This is a genomic window from Actinoallomurus sp. NPDC052274 (assembly GCF_040679475.1).
In the GTDB taxonomy this organism is placed as follows: Bacteria; Actinomycetota; Actinomycetes; order Streptosporangiales; family Streptosporangiaceae; genus Actinoallomurus; species Actinoallomurus liliacearum.
The window spans coordinates 76,963-94,641 of the sequence record NZ_JBFAUT010000029.1 but is presented as its reverse complement, the minus strand read 5'-3'; the positions used below and the strand labels follow the sequence as shown (position 1 = coordinate 94,641).

Genomic DNA, 17,679 nt, shown 5'->3' with positions numbered 1-17,679 from the left:
TTCGCTACGACACCGCGGGTGCGGGGTCACAGGCTAGCGAGCTTGGCGGTCAGCTTAGGGGTCGGGGCGTCGGTGCGAGCGCCAGTCGTAGCCGGCGACTTCTTCGGCCTGGAGCACGATCTTCGGCTCGTTCACCCGTAACAGCCAGCGGAAGTCGGCGTGCCAGTGTTCGGGCTCGCCCTTGACCGGGTTGGCCGGGATGGTGTGCAGGTCGATGTCCACCGGGATCACGTCGTGGACGGGCTGAACTACCGCGTCATGCCAGGAGATGCCGGTCTCCTCTTCCAACTCCCGCAGGGCCGCACCCGGCAGGTTGAGATCCCCCGGTTCCAGGTGGCCTCCGGGCAGCAGCCACCGCCCGAGTGCCTTGTGCTGGATCAGCAGCAGACGCCCGTCCTGATCGATCACGACGGCCCCGCACGTGGCGTGCCCGCCGTTGAATTGCTTGCGTGAAATCAGATCGGCTCCGACCTCCAGCGCCTCGGACAGGGACCGAAGATGGTCGGCCTCGTCAGGGTGGCGGTCCAGGTAACGCGCCAGGGCGGAACGGATCTCCTCGGTGCCGATGCTCATGGGGTCCCATCGAAGTAGCGCAGCCAGGCCGCCGCGATCAGGCTGCGTTCGGTCGCGTCCAGTTCGTGCAGTCCGGGTTCGTGCCTGGCAGCGGCCAAGAACCCAAGCGCGGCCAGGATCTCGGGCTGCGCAAGGAAGATGAAAGCACCTACGCTCACGCCCTGAGGGAAGTTGACGGCATTGGCTTCTGTCAGCAGGTACAAGTAGTGCCCGGTACGGAGGTACTGCGAGTGATGACCGCCTCGATCAAGGGCCCACTCGTATCATCTGCTGATCGGCGACGCGTCCCGATCACAGCACGCGCCTTTTCCATCACTGGTGTGATGTAAACTAGGCCGGCCGCCACGCTGGCGGGTAGGGCCAAGTGGCCGCCGTCAGGACCGCGCGGGTCAGTTCGTCGGGGTCCATGGCCTCGACCAGCCGCCATCCTTCTAAGACCCGCACTGTTGCCCACCAGGAGCGCGTGCGGTGGCCGTACCAGAACACCAGGCCGGGGAACCGACGCCGGAGCACGATGAACGGATCGGCCGCCATCGGCCTTGCCGGGCCACCGGGCAGGTGGAGCGTGGAGGGAGCCCGAGACCCGGCCGGGTCGGAACTCATGACCGACGGTCGGATTCGGCGCCGCGGGCCTTGAGGTAGTTGGCCAAGCACGCCGCCGCACCGGCCGCGTCGTCCACCGGGTGCCGTGCCAGGTCGTCCCGCCGCCACACGAACGATCCAGCGTCAATCTCGACCCACACCTTCCGGTCGGTCAGGTCACCGCGAACCGACAACGCCGGCCGCGCGTCGCTGACCCCCACGTGCACGCCGAGCTTCGCCAGCTCCCGGCACAGGTCGACCAGCCGGGACAACTCCCGGCTATGGCCACTTTCGTTCATCATCCGTTCTCCCCATTCGGTGTAGAGGCGGATCTGGGGCTCGTTCAGCGCGTCTGGGCCTTTTCCGAAAATTAGCGCTTTAGCGGTATCGATCAGGCGGTTGTATGTTCCGCCCACGTCAGAGCCTCGTTGAACGCCGGGTGCGCTGATAAGGACGCGCCGGGGAGCACATCGGTGACACACCGGACCCGCCACGGCTACACACAGGACGGGAAAGGGGTCACCAGGGGTCACCTGACAAAGATTCCGCAAATTTGTGATGCAAGCGTTTACCCTAATCCCGTGAGCGCATCATCTTCCCTTTCATCGTCCGCCGGACCAGCACGGCACCCGCTCGTCGAGGCACGCCGGAGCCGGGGTTGGTCGCAAGAAGTACTCGCCCATCTCCTCCGGCAGCGCGGCTTGGGCACGACCCGAAAAACGGTCATGCGCTGGGAACGAGGAGTCACACCGGACCAGGCGGCGCAAGCGGCGATGGGCGAGTTGTTCGAGGTCGATCCGGAGATGCGGGTACGCACTGAGTGGCCCAACTGGCTGCCCGTCGATCCGCTTGGCAACGTCAGCGCGCCCTGGAATCTCGCGGGTACGATCGAAGCACTCGTCGAGACAGCGGAGCATGCGATCATGGATCGTCGCCATTTCGTCCTCCTTATGGGCGCAGAACTCCTCCTCCCCGTCTACAACTGGCGTATCAACCCAGGTCCGTTCGTCGCTCTCCAGGCACGCGGACGGCACGTGAGCGAAGCCCTGGTCAGCGAGATAGAGAAGCTCGTCATGATTCGCGGCGAGATGAGCCAACACGGCGGCGGCGGGATGCTGAACATGCTCCACTCCGATCTTCGTTACGTCACGATTCTGCTGAAAAACGGCACTTACTCCGAATCAATCGGCCGACGACTCTTCGGAGCGGCTGCCGACCTCGGCATGCATGCAGGCTGGGCCGCAGCCGAGTACGAACGGGAATCCGCCGCGCAGCAATACCTCTTCGCCGCCCTCCGCGCGGCAGCCGCTGCAGGGGACCATGCGCGCGGTGTACGCATCGTGGGGCGCCTCGGAATGCGGGCCTGCGAGACCGACCGGCTGCGCGATGCGACGCAGCTGATGGACGCGGCGACCGCAGAGGCCGAACGCAAGACACCCGATGTCGTCCAGGCGATCGCCTGGACCTATGCCGGGCGTGCCTACGCCAAGGCCGGTGACGGCGCCACCGCCCGTCGTGCCCTGGCCGGCGCGAGCACACGCTTGGGCCGGGCAACGAGCGGGGACGCCCCCGCGTGGTCGCGCTGGTTCGACGAATCCTGGGTCGCAGCCGAGACGGGCCGGGCACTATGCGACCTGGGCGATCACAAGAATGGCCAGAAGGAGATCATCGCAGCGATCCGCTCGTGGGCTGGTGCGTATCCTCGCGACCGCATCGCGTGTCTCAGCGTTCTCGCCGTCTCGCATCTGCGGACCGGTGATGTTGATGCCGCCTGCGACTCCGGCACCCAGGTCGTGGACCTCCTCGCCGACCAAATCAACTCCGACCGCGCGCAGAAGCTTCTGCGGGACTTCCAAAAGGAACTCGCGCCCTTCAAGGATTCGGCGAGTGCCCGCGACTTCACCGACTACGCTCGTTCCCGTCTCGTAGCGGCCTGACGGGGCACCGCATTGGGAGGGCGTTCATGCACCCATGTACGCGCATGTCCTGGCCTCCTGATCAGGCCGACGTCACCGTCGGGCTGTAATACGACCCGATCACCACTACGTGAAGACACGCCTGTCCGGGTACGGCGCACAGAGGTCGAGGAGGGGTCACCACGGGTCACTTCACGAAGACTTATCCGAATCGATGGCATCGCCGTTTACCCTGGTGCCGTAAGAGCATCGTTCACTCGTTCATCACCCGCTGGGACAGTGCAAATTCCACTCGTGAGGCACGCCGCAGCCGGGGATGGAGATATCGACACACGTTCCCCGAAAAGGATCGTTCGTAATGCATGAAAGCCCCCTGATCAATCCATCCGACCGTTTCCCGCTCGGGCTCCCCGGGCACACGGTGCCCGTCAGTTCCCAGGCACCCACGGAGACGGCCCGTCCCTGGGGAATGGACCGCGCTATTCCTCCTACGCCTATCCGCTTCATCGGTAGGCATGAGAAGCCCACCAGCACCACGAGGGTAAACAAACCGACGGAATACTCCGACGACAGCAAGATTCGCAGAGATACGGTGACGGAGACAGTGACCGATTGATGTCCGCTGAGACGGTTCTCATGCTCGCGGAACGGGACGACAGAGAAGCCGTGTATGTCTCGGACGCGCTCGCAAGACGTGGCGTAGGGACCACGTGGTTCGACACGGCATGGTTCCCCTCCCAGGCCGGCGTCAGCGCCCGGCTTGGCCGAGACGGCTGGTATGGAGAGATCACCACTCCGGAAGGGGCCGTCCGACTGGAAACGATCAGAGCGGTGTACTACCGCCAGTCGCAGCCGTTCACCTTTCCCGCGTGCCTGAGCGAGCCAGAACGGCGATTTGCCACAGTCGAAGCCCGCTTCGGATTCGGCGGAATGTTCATGTCACTCCGGGCCAGGTGGGTGTCGCACCCGGCGCGGCTAGCCGATGCCGAGTACCGGCCGCTTCAGATGGCCACCGCTGCGCGGTGCGGATTCCGCACACCTGCGAGTCTTCTCACCAACCATCCCGGCGACGCCCGCGAATTCGGTCGCTCCGGTGACGGCGCCGTGTACAAGGCGATCATGCACAAGCTGATCAGCGAAGACGATCAGGTCAAGCTGATCTACACGACTCCAGTCGATCCGGTTACCATCGACGACCGGGTCGCCACGACGCTGCATCTCTTCCAGGGGAACGTGCCCAAAACCCATGATGTGCGCGTCGTCGCCACTCGCTACGGGCCGGTCCACGCTGTCGCAATACACACCGTGGATCCGGCCGCCCGTCAGGACTTTCGGACCGGCTACGACACGCTGACCTACGAGATCACCAGAGTTCCCGCCGACGTCACCGCGTCCTGTCACGCTTATCTCAAAACGCTCGGCCTGGAACTCGGTGTGTTCGACTTCAGCGTGACGGACGACGGGACATGGTGGTTCCTGGAATGCGGCCCCGGTTCGCAATGGGCATGGCTTGAAGCGGAGACCGGTGCGCCCATCGCCGATGCCATAGCCGACACCCTCATAGGAGCGCCCGTATGAGCAGCGCCACCGACGACTGGCGGGTCCACGCGGCGGCCCTTGCCGACCAGCTCACCGAGCAGCGCGTCATTACCGATCCGGCATGGCGCGACGTCGTCGCGTCGGTGCCCCGGCACATGTTCGTGCCCGAGTTCTACAGCGACGACGAACCATCTGGCCTCCGGAGCACCGGCAATCCTCGATGGCTCCCTGTCGTGTACTCCGACGACACCCTCGTGACCCAGCGCAAGGAACACCCGGATCAACCGGGGTTCGAGTGGTCCACCAGTTCCAGTACCCGGCCCAGCCTCATGCTCCGGATGCTGCACATCCTGGACGTAAGGGCGGGCATGTCCGTGCTGGAGATCGGCACCGGCACCGGCTACAACGCCGCATTGCTGTGCGAACGCCTCGGCTCGGAGCACGTCACCACCGTGGACATCGACCCCGAACTGATCGACGCCGCATGCGTCCGCCTCTCAGACGCCGGATACCGCCCGACCGTCGCCGCATGTGACGGTCTCCGGGGGTACCCGGCTCGCGCCCCCTATGACCGGGTCATAGCCACCGTGGCCGTCGAACAGGTGCCGCACGCATGGGTCGAGCAAACCCGCCCAGGTGGGCTGATCCTGGCCGATGTAAGGCCGCGGGGGATGACGTGGGCCGGGGCACTCGCACGGCTCACCGTTGCCCCTGACGGAACCGCGAGCGGCCCCCTCGTGTCGTGCACGTGGGGGTTCATGTCGGCCCGGCCCGACGCCGTACGGCCCGGCATCCCCGACGTGGTCCCCATCGATGCGACCAGCGTCCACAGGCGGAAGAGCGAGATCGGCAGCGAGGCGTTGCGCAGGCCCGGCCTGTCTCTGCTGACCTGGCAGCGTCTTCCAGGGATCAACGCATTCCCCGGTCCGGACGCGACACGGATCACCACTCCGGACGGATCATGGGCTGACGTCACCAGGGCCACCCCTGCAAAGGTCGAATACGGCGGCCCGGTGGACATATGGGGACAGGTCGAACAGGCCCACGCCTGGTGGACCGAGCACGCGAGCCCCGACGTGGAGGCTTTCGGACTGACCGTCGGTCCCACCGCACAACGTCTCTGGCATCTGAAGCCGGACGGGCACAGCTGGGTAGGACCCGGCCACCCGTAAGGTCGCGTTTCAGGCTCAGGATTCCGGCAGGACGCCCGTCACGCGGTGAGGTTCTGGTTCAGGTCGGTGAGGAGCGTGGCGGCGCGGTCGTCGCCGAAGGCGTGCAGGAAGCCGTCGACGCCGCCGCGTTCGGTGAAGGGGGACTCGTCGAGTTCGGTGTGGTCGATGGCGGCATGGGTGATCACCACGTCGCGGATGTGGTCCAGCCACCAGCGCTGGTCCGCCGTGAACTCGACGCCCGCCTGCCGCTGCTTGGCGAGCCAGGCGGCGTACCGCTCCTCCACGACACTGCGGTGGGGCCTGGGCTGCTCGTCGATGCCGAGTTCAAAGCGGATCAGGCCGATGAGATCGATCGGGCCATGCTCGACGCCGGGCCGGTCGGTGGCGAGCTGGAGGCGTTCGTAAGCCTTCCACAGCTCCTCGGGCGTCCACGCCTGCGGCGGGCGGGCGATGCGCGCAGCCAATTCCTTGAGCCTGGCGTAGGCGACACGACCGGACTGGCCACTGCGGTACGCGGCCTCGATCGCGGTGATCTCCTCGCGGTGTTCCTCCAGGTACGCCCGCCACGAGGTGACGACCTCCTCGGCGCGAATACGGGGATCCTGGGCGGCGGCCTCGATCAGGGTGTCGCGGTTGACCTCGTCCCAGTACACGTCGTGGGCGCGGCGGATCTCCAGCAGGCGGCGACGCAGCTCGGCGTTCTCGGCGAGCGGGCGCACGGCCTGGACCACCAGGTCATGGACGGCGTTCTTGCCACCGGCGGCGAAGGCCTCCTGCACCCGGTCCGGATCGGCACAGCTCGACACCGACGCGATGACCTCGTTCAGCGGGCGACCGGCCAGGGTCTCCAGCTCAGCACGTTCCTCCAGAGTGATCTCTTTGTTGAGGCGAGCCAAACGGCCGGCCAGAGTGGAGACCTCATCCGGCCTGATGGTGAGCGTGCCTACTTTGTTGAGCAGAGCCTCCAAGCTGATCTGGCGTTCGCTGTGCTGGACGAGCGGCGTGGCGTCCACCCGGGGCGAGTCGGTGACGCCGACGGCGTCAACGATGACGAAATGGGTTTTGGCGTCGGTGTCGGGGGTGACCTGCTTGAGCTCGGCCGGGTCGATGGTGCGGGCACCACGGCCCTTCATCTGTTCGAACAGTGCCCAGCTCTTGACCTCGTTGAGAAAGAACACGCACTCCAGCGGGCGGATGTCGGTACCTGTGGCGATCATGTTGACGGTGACGGCGATCCGCAGGTCCGGAGAGTTGCGGAACGCAGCGATCAGGGCGTCGGGGTCGGCGGCCTTGTAGGTGATCTTCTGGCAAAAGTCGTTGCCCTGGCCGAACACCGTCCGCGTCATCTGCACGATCTCCTCGGCATGGTTGTCGTCCACGGCGAAGATCAGCGTCTTGGGCACGTACTTGCGGCCAGGGAAGATCTCGGTGAAGAGCCGGTCGCGGAATGTTTCCAGCACCAGCCGTAGCTGCCCGGTGCTGATCACCTTGCGGCCGAGCTGGCAGCCGGTCCAGGTGAAGTCGTCGTCCAACTCCTCGTACCGCCTGCGACGGGTGGGCCGGCTCATGATCGGCACGACGGTGCCCCGGCCGATGGTGGCACCCTGCTCGGCCTGCTCCGTGCGAATCCGGTAGACGTCGAAGTCGACGTTGACCGAGTCGACGACCGACTCTCGGTAGGTGTATTCGCTGACCAGGTTCTGGCGGAAGAACCCGAACGTCTGCTTGACGGGGGTGGCGGTCAGCCCGACCAGGTAGGCGTCGAAGTACTCCAGCACCTGACGCCACACGCCATAGATCGACCGGTGGCACTCGTCCACGATGATCAGGTCGAACGTCTCCGGCGGCAGGTCGGCGCTGTACTCGACGTCGACCACGCCTCCGGCATCGTAGGAGTCGAACGCCTCGTCCTCGACGTCCGGGTCAACCGCCTGACCACGCAGTCGGGCGTACAGGCGTTGCACCGTGGAGATCACGACCTTGGTCGAGTCCTTCATCGCGGCGCCGCCTAGGCGCTCGACGTTGTACAGCTCGGTGAACTTACGGCCGTCGTCGGGCGTGATGAAATTGTCGAACTCGGTGTACGCCTGCCTGCCAAGGTTGTTGCGGTCCACGAGGAACAGCACTCGGCGGGCCTTGGCGTGCTTGAGCAAGCGGTAGATCTCGGTGACCGCCATATAGGTCTTGCCCGCGCCGGTCGCCATCTGGATCAGCCCGCGCTGCTCATCGCGGGCCAGTGACTCCTCCAGCCCGGTGATGGCACGGACTTGGGCCTTGCGCAGGCCTCGAGTGTCCAGCGGCGGCAGGGTGCGCAGCCTGGCGCGCAGCGTGAGGGCCTCGGGCTCGGCGTCGGCCTCGCGCATCCAGCGGTACAGCGTCTCCGGTCGGTGGAAGGAGAACACCTGGCGGGCACGGGGAATGGGATCGAGACCGTTGGTGAAGTGCGTCTCCACCGCTGTCGTCTCGTACCGGAACGGCAGTGGAATCCGCCAGGAGGCGAGCTGCTGAGAGCCCGTGAGCGACTCGGCGTAGCGGGCCGACTGGGCCTCCACCGGCGACAGGATTCGCCCCTCGCGCTTGGCCTCGATCACCCCGACCAGCTTCTGGCGCACGTACAGCAGGTAGTCGGCCACGCCATCGGCGGTCGCCACCTCCCGAACGGCCACGCCCTCGCCGGCGAACAGGTTAGTCCCCTTAGGGTTTTGCACGTCCCAGCCGGCCGACCGCAGCATCTCGTCCACGCGCGTGCGGACCTCGGCCTCGGTCAGCGGCTCGCCCGCCGCCTGCTGGGCGCGCGCGATGAAGGCGTCCCGCTCGACGGCCTCGACCTTCCGGGCGCTCCGCAGTTCCGCGTTGAAGCGGGCCTCCGCCTCGGCGAGGCGCTGCTCGGCCTCCTCGACCAGCGCCTGCAGCCGTTCTTGGTCGACCAGGGCCTGCGCGAGCTCCTCTTCGACCTGCTGGCGGGCGCGGGCCTCGGCCTCCAGCTTGGAAAGCTGGCCGTCCCGGTGCACCATCACTTCGGCCAGCCGCTCGCGCATTCGCTCCAACTCCGCGCGCAACTCGCCGAGCTGAGCGCGTTCCGTGGACGTCGCGGCGGCCCGTTCGGCGGGATCGGGCGGCGGCACGAAACCCTGCGGAGCCTGGCCACCGGTCACCACACGGTGGAACCAGACGCCCAGTTCGAAGCACGAGCGTACGCATGACAGCGCCGCACGTACGTCTCCCCAATGTGAATGGACCGCCCGATTACCCGAGATTCGGACATCGTCGAACGCCTGGCGAATCTTGGGCACAAGGACACCCGCGTCAGCGAGGGCTTTGACCCGGGCGTGCTGCGTATTGCCCACAACCGTCGTCTGCGTGTGGCTGACCAGTAGTTTCGCCAGAGTTTCCGTGAACCGCCGAGCCTTGGCCATCGCCGCGTCCGGGTCGCGGTAGAGGTACGACTCCGCGGCGGCCCCGTCGATGACCAGCAGTGGTTCGTGCTGCAGGAGGAAACCGAAATTCCGCGACCGTTTCGCCAGCTCATCGATCGGTTGCGCCATGACCCCTCAGCTACCCGTGGAGTTGCGAAGAACGTTGCAGAATATCGCAAGGCTCCACTTGTGCCCAGTGATCGCCGAAAATGAACCCCCAAGGGCTTTACCGGCAGCGATTCGGGCCTGGACGAAGGGACGGGCATGCGAAAGGGGCGGTCCCAGCACCTCGGACCGCCCCTTAAGCGAGTGGACTCAGAAGTCCATGCCGCCCATGCCACCGTCGGGAGCGCCGGCCGGAGCCTTCTCCTTCTCCGGCTTCTCGGCGATGACCGCCTCGGTGGTGAGGAACAGCGCCGCGATGGACGCGGCGTTCTGCAGCGCCGAGCGCGTCACCTTCGCCGGGTCGATGATGCCCGAGTCGAACATGTTGACGTACTCGCCGGTCGCGGCGTTCAGGCCGAAGCCCGGCTCGAGGTTGCGAACCTTCTCCGCCACGACGCCGCCCTCGAGGCCGGCGTTCACCGCGATCTGCTTCAGCGGCTCCTCCAGCGCACGGCGCACGATCTGCGCACCGGTCGCCTCGTCGCCCTCGAGGTCGGTCTTCTCGAACGCCCGGACGCTCGCCTGCAGCAGCGCGACGCCACCGCCGGGGACGATGCCCTCCTCGACGGCCGCCTTCGCGTTGCGCACGGCGTCCTCGATGCGGTGCTTGCGCTCCTTCAGCTCGACCTCGGTCGCCGCGCCGGCCTTGATGACGGCCACGCCGCCGGCCAGCTTGGCGAGACGCTCCTGGAGCTTCTCGCGGTCGTAGTCGGAGTCGGAGTTCTCGATCTCCGCGCGGATCTCGTTGACCCGGCCCGCGATGTCGTCGGGGTTGCCGGCGCCGTCGATGACCGTGGTCTCGTCCTTGGTCACCACGATGCGCTTGGCCTGGCCGAGCATGTCCAGCGTGGTGTTCTCCAGCTTGAGGCCGATGTCCTCGCTGATGACCTGGCCACCGGTCAGGATCGCGATGTCCTGCAGCATGGCCTTGCGGCGGTCGCCGAAGCCCGGGGCCTTGACGGCGACGGACTTGAAGACACCGCGGATCTTGTTGACGACCAGGGTCGCCAGGGCCTCGCCCTCGACGTCCTCGGCGATGATGACCAGCGGCTTGCCGGCCTGCATGACCTGCTCCAGAACCGGCACCAGGTCCTTGTTCGCCGAGATCTTCGAGCTGACGATCAGGATGTACGGGTCGTCGAAGACGGCCTCCATACGCTCCGGGTCCGTCACGAAGTAGTGCGAGATGTAACCCTTGTCGAAGCGCATGCCCTCGGTCAGCTCGAGCTCCAGACCGAAGGTCTGGCTCTCCTCGACCGTGATGACGCCTTCCTTGCCGACCTTGTCCATCGCCTCAGCGATCATCTCGCCGATCGAGGTGTCGCCGGCGGAGATCGAGGCCGTGGAGGCGATCTGCTCCTTGGTCTCGACGTCCTTGGCGATCTGCGCGAGCTGCTCGCTGACGCGCTCCACCGCGGACTCGATGCCCCGCTTCAGGGACATCGGGTTGGCGCCGGCGGCCACGTTGCGCAGGCCCTCGCGGACCAGCGCCTGGGCCAGCACGGTCGCCGTCGTCGTGCCGTCACCGGCTACGTCGTCGGTCTTCTTCGCGACCTCTTTGACGAGCTCGGCCCCGATCTTCTCCCACGGGTCCTCGAGCTCGATCTCCTTGGCGATGGAGACACCGTCGTTGGTGATCGTGGGGGCGCCCCACTTCTTCTCCAGAACGACGTTACGGCCCTTGGGACCGAGGGTCACCTTCACGGCGTCGGCAAGCTGGTTCATGCCGCGCTCGAGGCCGCGCCGCGCGTCCTCGTCGAACGCGATCATCTTTGCAGCCATAGGCTCCAGATCCTCCCGGAACGGGGTGGCTTTCACGCGGATCGAGTCGACGCCCGCGACGGACGACCTCACCCGACGACTTCCATTCCGTCGCCGGATGCGAGGCCTCATCGCCTCGATCACTTGGTTGGCACTCTCAATACTAGAGTGCCAACCGCTTGTTTAGCACTCTCCCCCTGAGAGTGCAAGCGGGCTCGACCCTCACCAGGGTGAACATCTCGCCAATGCCGCTCCCACCCGCATAGGCCGAGGTGAGGAGGCGTGGGGCGTACGGGGAGGACGCACGCCGGACGGACGGCCGGGGGGATGGTCCCGGTGATCCAGGCGGCGCGCGCGTGTACCCGTGGACCCGGGGCGGGGCGGCGGCCGCCGGAGCGCGCTCCACGGCCGGAGGCCCGGCGCCGAAGCGCCGGGCCTCCGTCAGGCTATGGGACTTAGAGCGCCCGAACCGCGTCCGCCTGCGGTCCGCGGTCGCTCTGCGTGATCTCGAACTCGACCCGCTGCCCCTGCTCGAGGCTGCGGTAGCCATCCGCGACGATGGCCGAGTAGTGCACGAACACATCCCTGCCACCGTCGACCGCGATGAAGCCGTAGCCTTTGTCCGCGTTGAACCATTTGACGGTGCCTTGCGCCATTCCAAACAACTCCCACCAGGGCAATTCCCGTGACCATTGGCCACGGTCACTGATTCGAGCCCGCGGACCACTGCGGAACCCGTCGATCGCCCGCCGACTCGGCTGCGGCGGCCATCGCCGACCCTACACACGGCTACCGTCCGTGGAACAGCCTTTACCCCAGAAGTGCGGGCGGCCGATGCTGGTCAAAAGTCGGGATCCTTGAACCGGAACTAACCACCGATGTCCAAAAATCCGGATAAGGAAAACGCAATTCCCGCTCAGGAGCGTGGAGCAGACCACCTTGAGTCCGACATTTCGGCGGCCCAACGCACGATCCCCGGTGCTCACCGAGTCGATGGACTCGGTGAGCACCGGGGATCGCGGGGAGTCTCGCTACAGGGTGTAACCCGTGAGTGCCGTCGCCACCCGGAGCGACCGGCCGCGGGCTCCGCGGCTCAGTCACAGGCTCGCGACTGGACGCGGGCTGAGCGGCTCGGACGCGGGCTGAGCGGCTCGAACACGGGTCCAGCGGCTCAGCCGCCGGCGACGGCCGGGATGATGGAGATCTGGACGCCGTCCGGCGTCGGCGTGTCGAGGCCGTCGGCGAACCGCACGTCCTCCTCGCCCACGTACACGTTGACGAACCGCCGGATCCTGCCGTTGTCGTCAAGGATGCGGGCGGCGATGCCCGAGTAGTTGGCCTCCAGGTCGGCGACGACCTCGCGCACGGTCGATCCCGTCGCCTTCACCTCGGCCTCGCCGCCCGTGTAGCTGCGCAGGATCGTCGGGATGCGGACACTGATCGAGCTCACGCCAGACCTGCCTTTCGGAATGCCTCGAGGGTCGGGGCGATGTTCGCGGACGGCTTGGCGACCGGGGCCACCGCGTCCAGGGTCTTGAGGCCGTCGCCGGAGTTGATGAACACGGTCTCGGCGTCGGGGTCGAGCACGCCCGCCGACAGCAGCTTGCGCAGCGCGCCCAGCGTCACGCCGCCCGCCGTCTCACCGAAGATGCCCTCGGTGCGGGCGAGCAGGCCGATGCTGTCGACGACCTCCTCGTCCGAGACGTCCTCGACGGCCCCTCCGGTGCGGCGCACGGCGTCGAGGACGTACGGCCCGTCGGCCGGGTTGCCGATCGCGAGGGACTTGGCGATGGTCGAGGGCTTGACGGGCTGCACGACGTCGTGGCCGGCCTTGAACGCGGCCGAGACGGGCGAGCAGCCGGTCGCCTGGGCTCCGAAGATCTTGTACGGCCGGTCCTCGACGAGGCCGAGCTTGATGAACTCCTGGAACGCCTTGTCGATCTTCGTGAGCTGCGAGCCGGACGCGATCGGGATCACGATCTGATCGGGCAGCCGCCAGCCGAGCTGCTCGGCGATCTCGTACCCGATGGTCTTGGACCCCTCGGCGTAGTACGGCCGCACGTTCACGTTGACGAACGCCCAGTCCTCCTGCTCACCGGCGAGCTCGGAGGCCAGCCGGTTGACGTCGTCATAGTTGCCGTCGACGGTGACGAACGTCCCGCCGTACACGGCCGTCGTGATGATCTTCTGGCTCTCGAGGTCGGAGGGCACGAAGACGGCGCTGCGGATGCCGGCGCGCGCCGCCGCGGCCGCGACCGCGTTGGCGAGGTTGCCGGTGGAGGGGCAGGCCAGCACCTTGAAACCGAGCTCGCGGGCGGCGGCGAGCGCGACCGCCACCACGCGGTCCTTGAAGGAGTGGGTGGGGTTGCCGCTGTCGTCCTTGACCCACAGCGACCGCAGGCCCAGCGACTCGGCGAGGTTGTCGGCGCGTACGAGTCGGGTGAAGCCGGGCTCGGTGTTCGGCGTGTCGATGACGTTCGACGGAACCGGCAGCAGGCCCCGGTAACGCCAGATGTTGCGCGGCCCGGACTCGATCCGCTCCCGGGTCACGCCGGTGTGGTCGTAGGAGACCTCAAGGGGGCCGAAACACAGCTCACAGGCGTAGCGAGGGCCCAAATCGTAGGATTGTCCGCATTCACGGCACGTCAATGCGGTCGCGGGGCCGAGGTTTCGGGCGGCGGTCTGCGACATGAAGCGAGGCCTTTCTCCTCATCTTTCCCGTGCCACCTTGGTCACGAGCCGGAGTTGGCACCTGTCCCGGGCGGCCTCGCTGGGGCGAGTCGGCGACGTGTCGTCGCACGCTGTGAACCGCATGTCCGGGAGGGTTGCCGGGGCTTCAACGGGCCGGTCCCTCCACCCCTCTGGATGAGCGTTATTAAGTTGTCGTCTGACGACTTGTATACGTGACCGACCGGTTCTCCGCCAAGCGCGTCTCAGGTCGCGAGACGCCGGCGCGGCCGGTTCCGGCCCGCTCCCGTCCCGGGGGCGCGTCGTCGCCAGGCCCTGCCCACGTGGGGATTCAGCGCAGTGACATGCCCGGACGGCCCGGAGTGCGACCTGTGTGGAATGTCATCCCGAAGTGTCCGACCACTGGACCTTCCTCGCCCCCCGTTCACGTCCTCCGGTTACGCTCCCCACATGGATGACTCGCAGGTCCTGGTCGCGTCCAACCGCGGACCCGTCTCCTTCAAGCTCGCCGACGACGGCACGCTCTCGGTCCGGCGGGGCGGCGGCGGTCTGGTCTCGGCCATGGCCGGCCTGGACGGGGACATCCTGTGGATCTGCGCGGCGCTGTCGGACGCCGACCGCGCCGCGGTCCGCCAGGCGGAGGACGGGCGGCTGGACGAGTACGGCGCCGGTGCGGTCCGCATGCTGGACATCCCGGTCGGCACCTTCCACCGCGCGTACAACGCCGTCGCCAACTCGACGCTGTGGTTCGTCCACCACATGCTGTACGACACGCCGAACAGCCCGCACTTCGACGCGCGCTCCCGGCGGGACTGGCAGTCCTACGAGGCGTACAACGCGGCGTTCGCCGACGCGCTCGCCCGGGACGCCCGCCCCGGCGCGAAGGTGGCGATCCAGGACTACCACCTGACGCTCGCCCCGGGCATGCTGCGGGAGCGCCGCCCCGACCTGAAGATCGCGCACTTCTCGCACACGCCGTGGGCGCCCCCGGAGTACTACCGCCTGCTGCCCGACGACATCGGCCGCCAGGTGCTCGAGGGCGTTCTCGGCGCCGACCACGCCGGCTTCCACGCCGAGCACTGGGCCGACGCGTTCATCGACTGCTGCGCCTCCGTGCTGCAGGCGAAGGTCGACCGCGTCGCCCGTACGGTCGTCCACGCCGGGCGCGTCACCCGGGTCGGCGTGCACGGGCTCGGCGTCGACGGCGCGTCACTGCGCGCCCGCGCCGCCGAACCCGACGTGCGGGCCCGCAAACAGGCCCTGCGCGAGCAGGTCGGCGACCGCAAACTGATCGTTCGGATCGACCGCACCGAGCTGTCCAAGAACATCGTGCGGGGGCTCGCGGCCTACCGGGAATTGCTGGCCAAGCATCCGGAGTGGCACGGCCGGGTCGTGCACCTGGCCTTCGCCTACCCCTCGCGGCACGACCTGCCGGAGTACCGCGAGTACACCGCCGCCGTGCAGCGGATGGCGGCCGAGATCTCCGACGAGTTCGGCGACGCGGGCTGGGAGCCGCTGATCCTCCAGGTCAACGACGACTATCCGCGCTCGCTCGCGGCGTACGGCCTGGCGGACGTCCTGCTCGTGAACCCGATCCGGGACGGCATGAACCTCGTCGCCAAGGAGGGGCCGGTGCTGTCCGAGGACGGCTGCGCCCTGGTGCTGTCCCGCGAGGCGGGCGCCGCCGCCGAGCTCGACGAGGACGCGCTGATGATCAACCCGTTCGACGTGTCACAGACGGCGGAGGCCCTGAACCAGGCGCTGCTCATGCCGCGCGCCGAGCGCGCCGAGCGCTGCGCCCGGCTGACCGCCGCCGCGACGGCCCTGCCGCCACAGCGCTGGTTCGCCGCGCAGCTCGACGCCCTGGACCGCCGACCGTAGCCCGCACGCGCCGCCGGTCCGCCGCACAGCCCGACACCCTGGACCTAGCCCGCACGCGCCGCCGGTCCGCCGCACAGCCCGACACCCTGGACCGCCGACCGTAGTCCTCGCGTTCGCCACGCCGGGCGGACGTCGGGACCACCGGCGTCCGCCCGTCGCGAGCGCCGGTCCGCCGCGCCCGGCCTCGTGCTCGACGCCGGTGCCGGAGCCCGGAGGCCCGTCACCCGGTCGCGCTCGTGAGCCGGGCGGCCACCTCGGACGGTTCGTCCCGGCGCCGCAGAAGATCCTTCGCCTCGCGCTTGCGGGCGGCGAGCCTGCGGTGCGCGGCCACGCGCAGGTAGCGCGTGTAGTCCGGCAGCGGTGGCCGGCCCGCGCCGTCCGGTTCGTACCCGTGCGCCCGCAGCCGGTTGGCCGCCACCGTCTCGCACAGGGCGAGTTCGGCCGGTGTCAGCCGCTCCCGCCAGGTGCCCGACCGCGCCGTGCTGACCGCGCCATGGGTCCGCGCGTGCCAGGTCTTGCGGCCGGGGACGGCGACGGCCGCCACCTTCTCCGGCTCGCACATCGCCGGGTCGAAGTCCTCGCTGAGGAAGGCGCACAGCGCGGCGAGCTCGGCCTGCGGGTCGGCGATCAGCCGCTCGTAGTACATCCGGTGGTAGGTGCCGGGACCGAGCGTCCGCGCCGCGCGTTCGCCCGCGTCGATCGACTCCATCCAGGTGGCGAGGGCGTGCTGGACGTCCAGCTTGTACCAGGCCATCTCCTTCAGCGACGCCACGCAGTCACGCGCGTCGCGGACCAGGTGCACGATCTGCGCGTCGGGGAACATCCGCCGCAGCGTCGGGATGCGCTGGAAGTAGCCGGGCCGTTTGTCCCCCCAGCGGGGTTTGCCGAACCGCGCGGCGTAGGCGCGCAGGACGATGCCCAGCGCGGAGCCGAGGGTCGGCGGTCCGGCGACGATCTCCTCGATCACGGCCCGGCCGTCCAGTCCGAGGTCCGCGAAGCGCGTCTGCTTCCGCTCGACGATCCAGCGCGCCAGGGCGCGCCGGTTCTCAGGGTCGTTCAGGTCCCCGAACCGATGGCGTTCGTCGTACGCGGCCATGACGAAGCGGTTCTCGGGCGGGATGGCGATCCGCGGGTGTGCGTGCAGCATCAACTGCAGCATCGTGGTCCCCGACCTCGGGCAGCCGACGACGAAGACGGGACGTTCCGGCTTGGTCATGCGCCGGGACGTTAAGGAAGGTTAATGAAAGGTAAGTGATAATTAACCTAAGATCCACTTTTCGTTATTGCAGGTCGGATAACTAGGTAATGGCCCGACCGGAACAGGGCCGTGATTCCCGGAGAACCCGGGTAATGCCTCAGGACCGGTGCCAACGGCCCCGGTCGTCCTCGCCGGTCAGGACTGGGCGGCCGATCCGTAGTCGTTGCCGAGTGCCTGCCGGAACTGCTTGCGGGCCTCGTGGATGCGCGACTTCACCGTGCCGAGCGGCAGGTTGAGCTGCTGGGCGATCTCGCTGTACTCCAGCTGGGACACGTCGCGCAGCACCAGGGCCTCGATCAGGTCGGGCTTGCGCCGCTCCAGGTCCTCCATCGCGTCGAGGATGTCGACGCGCGATCCGGCGATGACGCTCGTACGGTGCGGGTCCGGGCGCTGCTGGGGCAGCTCCCCCGCCTGCTCGACCGAGCGGCGCTTGAGCGACCGGTACGTCGAGCGCGCGGAGTTGGCCACGACCACGTGCAGCCACGTGCTGAACCGCGACCGCCCTTCGAACCGGCCGATGTTGCGGGCGACCTGCATGAGGGCGTCCTGGCAGGCCTCCTCGGCGTCCTGGCGGCAGGGCAGGAACCGGGAGCAGTGCCGCAGAACGTCCGGTTCGATCACGCGGAGCAGTTCGTTCAGCGCGTTCCGGTCACCTCCCGCGGCACGTGTCGCCAGTTCCTCGGTCCGCTCGTCGTACGCCATGACCCCGCCTCGCCCTCGATATCGCC

At 67.8% G+C, this 17,679-nt stretch carries 15 protein-coding genes and 1 riboswitch; of the genes, 4 read left to right on the top strand and 11 right to left on the bottom strand.

The annotated features are described in order from the left end of the window. Positions 1 to 54: 54 nt before the first annotated feature. From AB0K82_RS24480 to AB0K82_RS24465, 4 genes are all read right to left on the bottom strand, one after another. Positions 55 to 573, bottom strand: coding sequence for an NUDIX domain-containing protein (locus AB0K82_RS24480; protein ID WP_364400720.1), 519 nt, complete (start codon positions 571 to 573; stop codon positions 55 to 57). After that, entirely contained in the window at positions 570 to 776 is a 207-nt protein-coding gene (locus tag AB0K82_RS24475; RefSeq protein ID WP_364400717.1) for a hypothetical protein, read from the bottom strand. The genes AB0K82_RS24480 and AB0K82_RS24475 overlap by 4 nt, the downstream gene beginning before the upstream one ends. 127 nt (positions 777 to 903) lie before the next feature. Next, positions 904 to 1,086 (bottom strand): hypothetical protein, encoded by a 183-nt coding sequence (locus AB0K82_RS24470; protein WP_364400714.1) that lies wholly within the window; start codon positions 1,084 to 1,086, stop codon positions 904 to 906. An 86-nt stretch (positions 1,087 to 1,172) separates the two neighbouring features. Then, positions 1,173 to 1,571, bottom strand: a complete 399-nt coding sequence (locus AB0K82_RS24465; RefSeq protein ID WP_364400711.1) for a hypothetical protein — start codon at positions 1,569 to 1,571, stop codon at positions 1,173 to 1,175. 285 nt (positions 1,572 to 1,856) lie between these two features. On the opposite strand from AB0K82_RS24465, the gene AB0K82_RS24460 reads away from it, so the two are divergent. The 3 genes from AB0K82_RS24460 to AB0K82_RS24450 all read left to right on the top strand — a co-directional run bounded on the left by AB0K82_RS24460 (position 1,857) and on the right by AB0K82_RS24450 (position 5,782). Continuing rightward, positions 1,857 to 3,092, top strand: coding sequence for a hypothetical protein (locus AB0K82_RS24460; protein ID WP_364400708.1), 1,236 nt, complete (start codon positions 1,857 to 1,859; stop codon positions 3,090 to 3,092). A 594-nt stretch (positions 3,093 to 3,686) separates the two neighbouring features. Next, on the top strand, positions 3,687 to 4,649 hold the full coding sequence (locus tag AB0K82_RS24455; protein ID WP_364400706.1) for an MvdC/MvdD family ATP grasp protein: 963 nt from the start codon (positions 3,687 to 3,689) through the stop codon (positions 4,647 to 4,649). Then, positions 4,646 to 5,782, top strand: coding sequence for a methyltransferase domain-containing protein (locus AB0K82_RS24450; protein ID WP_364400703.1), 1,137 nt, complete (start codon positions 4,646 to 4,648; stop codon positions 5,780 to 5,782). Before AB0K82_RS24455 ends, AB0K82_RS24450 begins: the two co-directional genes overlap by 4 nt. Before the next feature lie 38 nt (positions 5,783 to 5,820). Here the strand turns inward: AB0K82_RS24450 and AB0K82_RS24445 are convergent, their stop codons facing one another. From AB0K82_RS24445 to thrC, 5 genes are all read right to left on the bottom strand, one after another. Then, positions 5,821 to 9,327, bottom strand: a complete 3,507-nt coding sequence (locus AB0K82_RS24445) for a DEAD/DEAH box helicase family protein (protein WP_364400701.1) — start codon at positions 9,325 to 9,327, stop codon at positions 5,821 to 5,823. A 186-nt stretch (positions 9,328 to 9,513) separates the two neighbouring features. After that, positions 9,514 to 11,145 carry a chaperonin GroEL gene (groL, locus tag AB0K82_RS24440; RefSeq protein WP_364400698.1) on the bottom strand — a complete coding sequence of 544 codons (1,632 nt, stop codon included), beginning with the start codon at positions 11,143 to 11,145 and terminating at the stop codon, positions 9,514 to 9,516. 434 nt (positions 11,146 to 11,579) lie between these two features. Continuing rightward, positions 11,580 to 11,780, bottom strand: a complete 201-nt coding sequence (locus AB0K82_RS24435) for a cold-shock protein (protein ID WP_252778085.1) — start codon at positions 11,778 to 11,780, stop codon at positions 11,580 to 11,582. A 515-nt stretch (positions 11,781 to 12,295) separates the two neighbouring features. Beyond that, entirely contained in the window at positions 12,296 to 12,574 is a 279-nt protein-coding gene (locus AB0K82_RS24430; protein WP_364400695.1) for a MoaD/ThiS family protein, read from the bottom strand. Continuing rightward, a complete protein-coding gene (gene thrC / locus AB0K82_RS24425) occupies positions 12,571 to 13,815 on the bottom strand; it encodes a threonine synthase (protein ID WP_364400692.1) in 1,245 nt (414 codons plus the stop codon). The genes AB0K82_RS24430 and thrC overlap by 4 nt, the downstream gene beginning before the upstream one ends. 15 nt (positions 13,816 to 13,830) lie before the next feature. After that, a riboswitch (SAM riboswitch) is annotated at positions 13,831 to 13,996 on the bottom strand. A gap of 266 nt (positions 13,997 to 14,262) precedes the next feature. On the opposite strand from thrC, the gene AB0K82_RS24420 reads away from it, so the two are divergent. Next, on the top strand, positions 14,263 to 15,693 hold the full coding sequence (locus AB0K82_RS24420) for a trehalose-6-phosphate synthase (RefSeq protein ID WP_364400689.1): 1,431 nt from the start codon (positions 14,263 to 14,265) through the stop codon (positions 15,691 to 15,693). Between the two features lie 220 nt (positions 15,694 to 15,913). On the opposite strand, the gene AB0K82_RS24415 is transcribed toward AB0K82_RS24420, so the two are convergent. Further along, a complete protein-coding gene (locus tag AB0K82_RS24415; protein ID WP_364400687.1) occupies positions 15,914 to 16,909 on the bottom strand; it encodes a sulfotransferase in 996 nt (331 codons plus the stop codon). Positions 16,910 to 17,086: 177 nt separating this feature from the next. Further along, positions 17,087 to 17,653: an RNA polymerase sigma factor gene (locus tag AB0K82_RS24410; RefSeq protein WP_345355312.1), complete on the bottom strand. Its 567-nt coding sequence runs from the start codon at positions 17,651 to 17,653 to the stop codon at positions 17,087 to 17,089. Between the last annotated feature and the right edge of the window lie 26 nt (positions 17,654 to 17,679).

What these genes read in the sequence shown, in the direction of transcription:
- AB0K82_RS24435 (WP_252778085.1), bottom strand. Translation starts at nt 11,780, where the DNA reads ATGGCGCAAGGCACCGTCAAATGGTTCAACGCGGACAAAGGCTACGGC.
- thrC (WP_364400692.1), bottom strand. Translation starts at nt 13,815, where the DNA reads ATGTCGCAGACCGCCGCCCGAAACCTCGGCCCCGCGACCGCATTGACG.
- AB0K82_RS24415 (WP_364400687.1), bottom strand. Translation starts at nt 16,909, where the DNA reads ATGACCAAGCCGGAACGTCCCGTCTTCGTCGTCGGCTGCCCGAGGTCG.
- AB0K82_RS24480 (WP_364400720.1), bottom strand. Translation starts at nt 573, where the DNA reads ATGAGCATCGGCACCGAGGAGATCCGTTCCGCCCTGGCGCGTTACCTG.
- AB0K82_RS24420 (WP_364400689.1), top strand. Translation starts at nt 14,263, where the DNA reads ATGGATGACTCGCAGGTCCTGGTCGCGTCCAACCGCGGACCCGTCTCC.
- AB0K82_RS24450 (WP_364400703.1), top strand. Translation starts at nt 4,646, where the DNA reads ATGAGCAGCGCCACCGACGACTGGCGGGTCCACGCGGCGGCCCTTGCC.
- AB0K82_RS24455 (WP_364400706.1), top strand. Translation starts at nt 3,687, where the DNA reads ATGTCCGCTGAGACGGTTCTCATGCTCGCGGAACGGGACGACAGAGAA.
- AB0K82_RS24410 (WP_345355312.1), bottom strand. Translation starts at nt 17,653, where the DNA reads ATGGCGTACGACGAGCGGACCGAGGAACTGGCGACACGTGCCGCGGGA.
- AB0K82_RS24445 (WP_364400701.1), bottom strand. Translation starts at nt 9,327, where the DNA reads ATGGCGCAACCGATCGATGAGCTGGCGAAACGGTCGCGGAATTTCGGT.
- groL (WP_364400698.1), bottom strand. Translation starts at nt 11,145, where the DNA reads ATGGCTGCAAAGATGATCGCGTTCGACGAGGACGCGCGGCGCGGCCTC.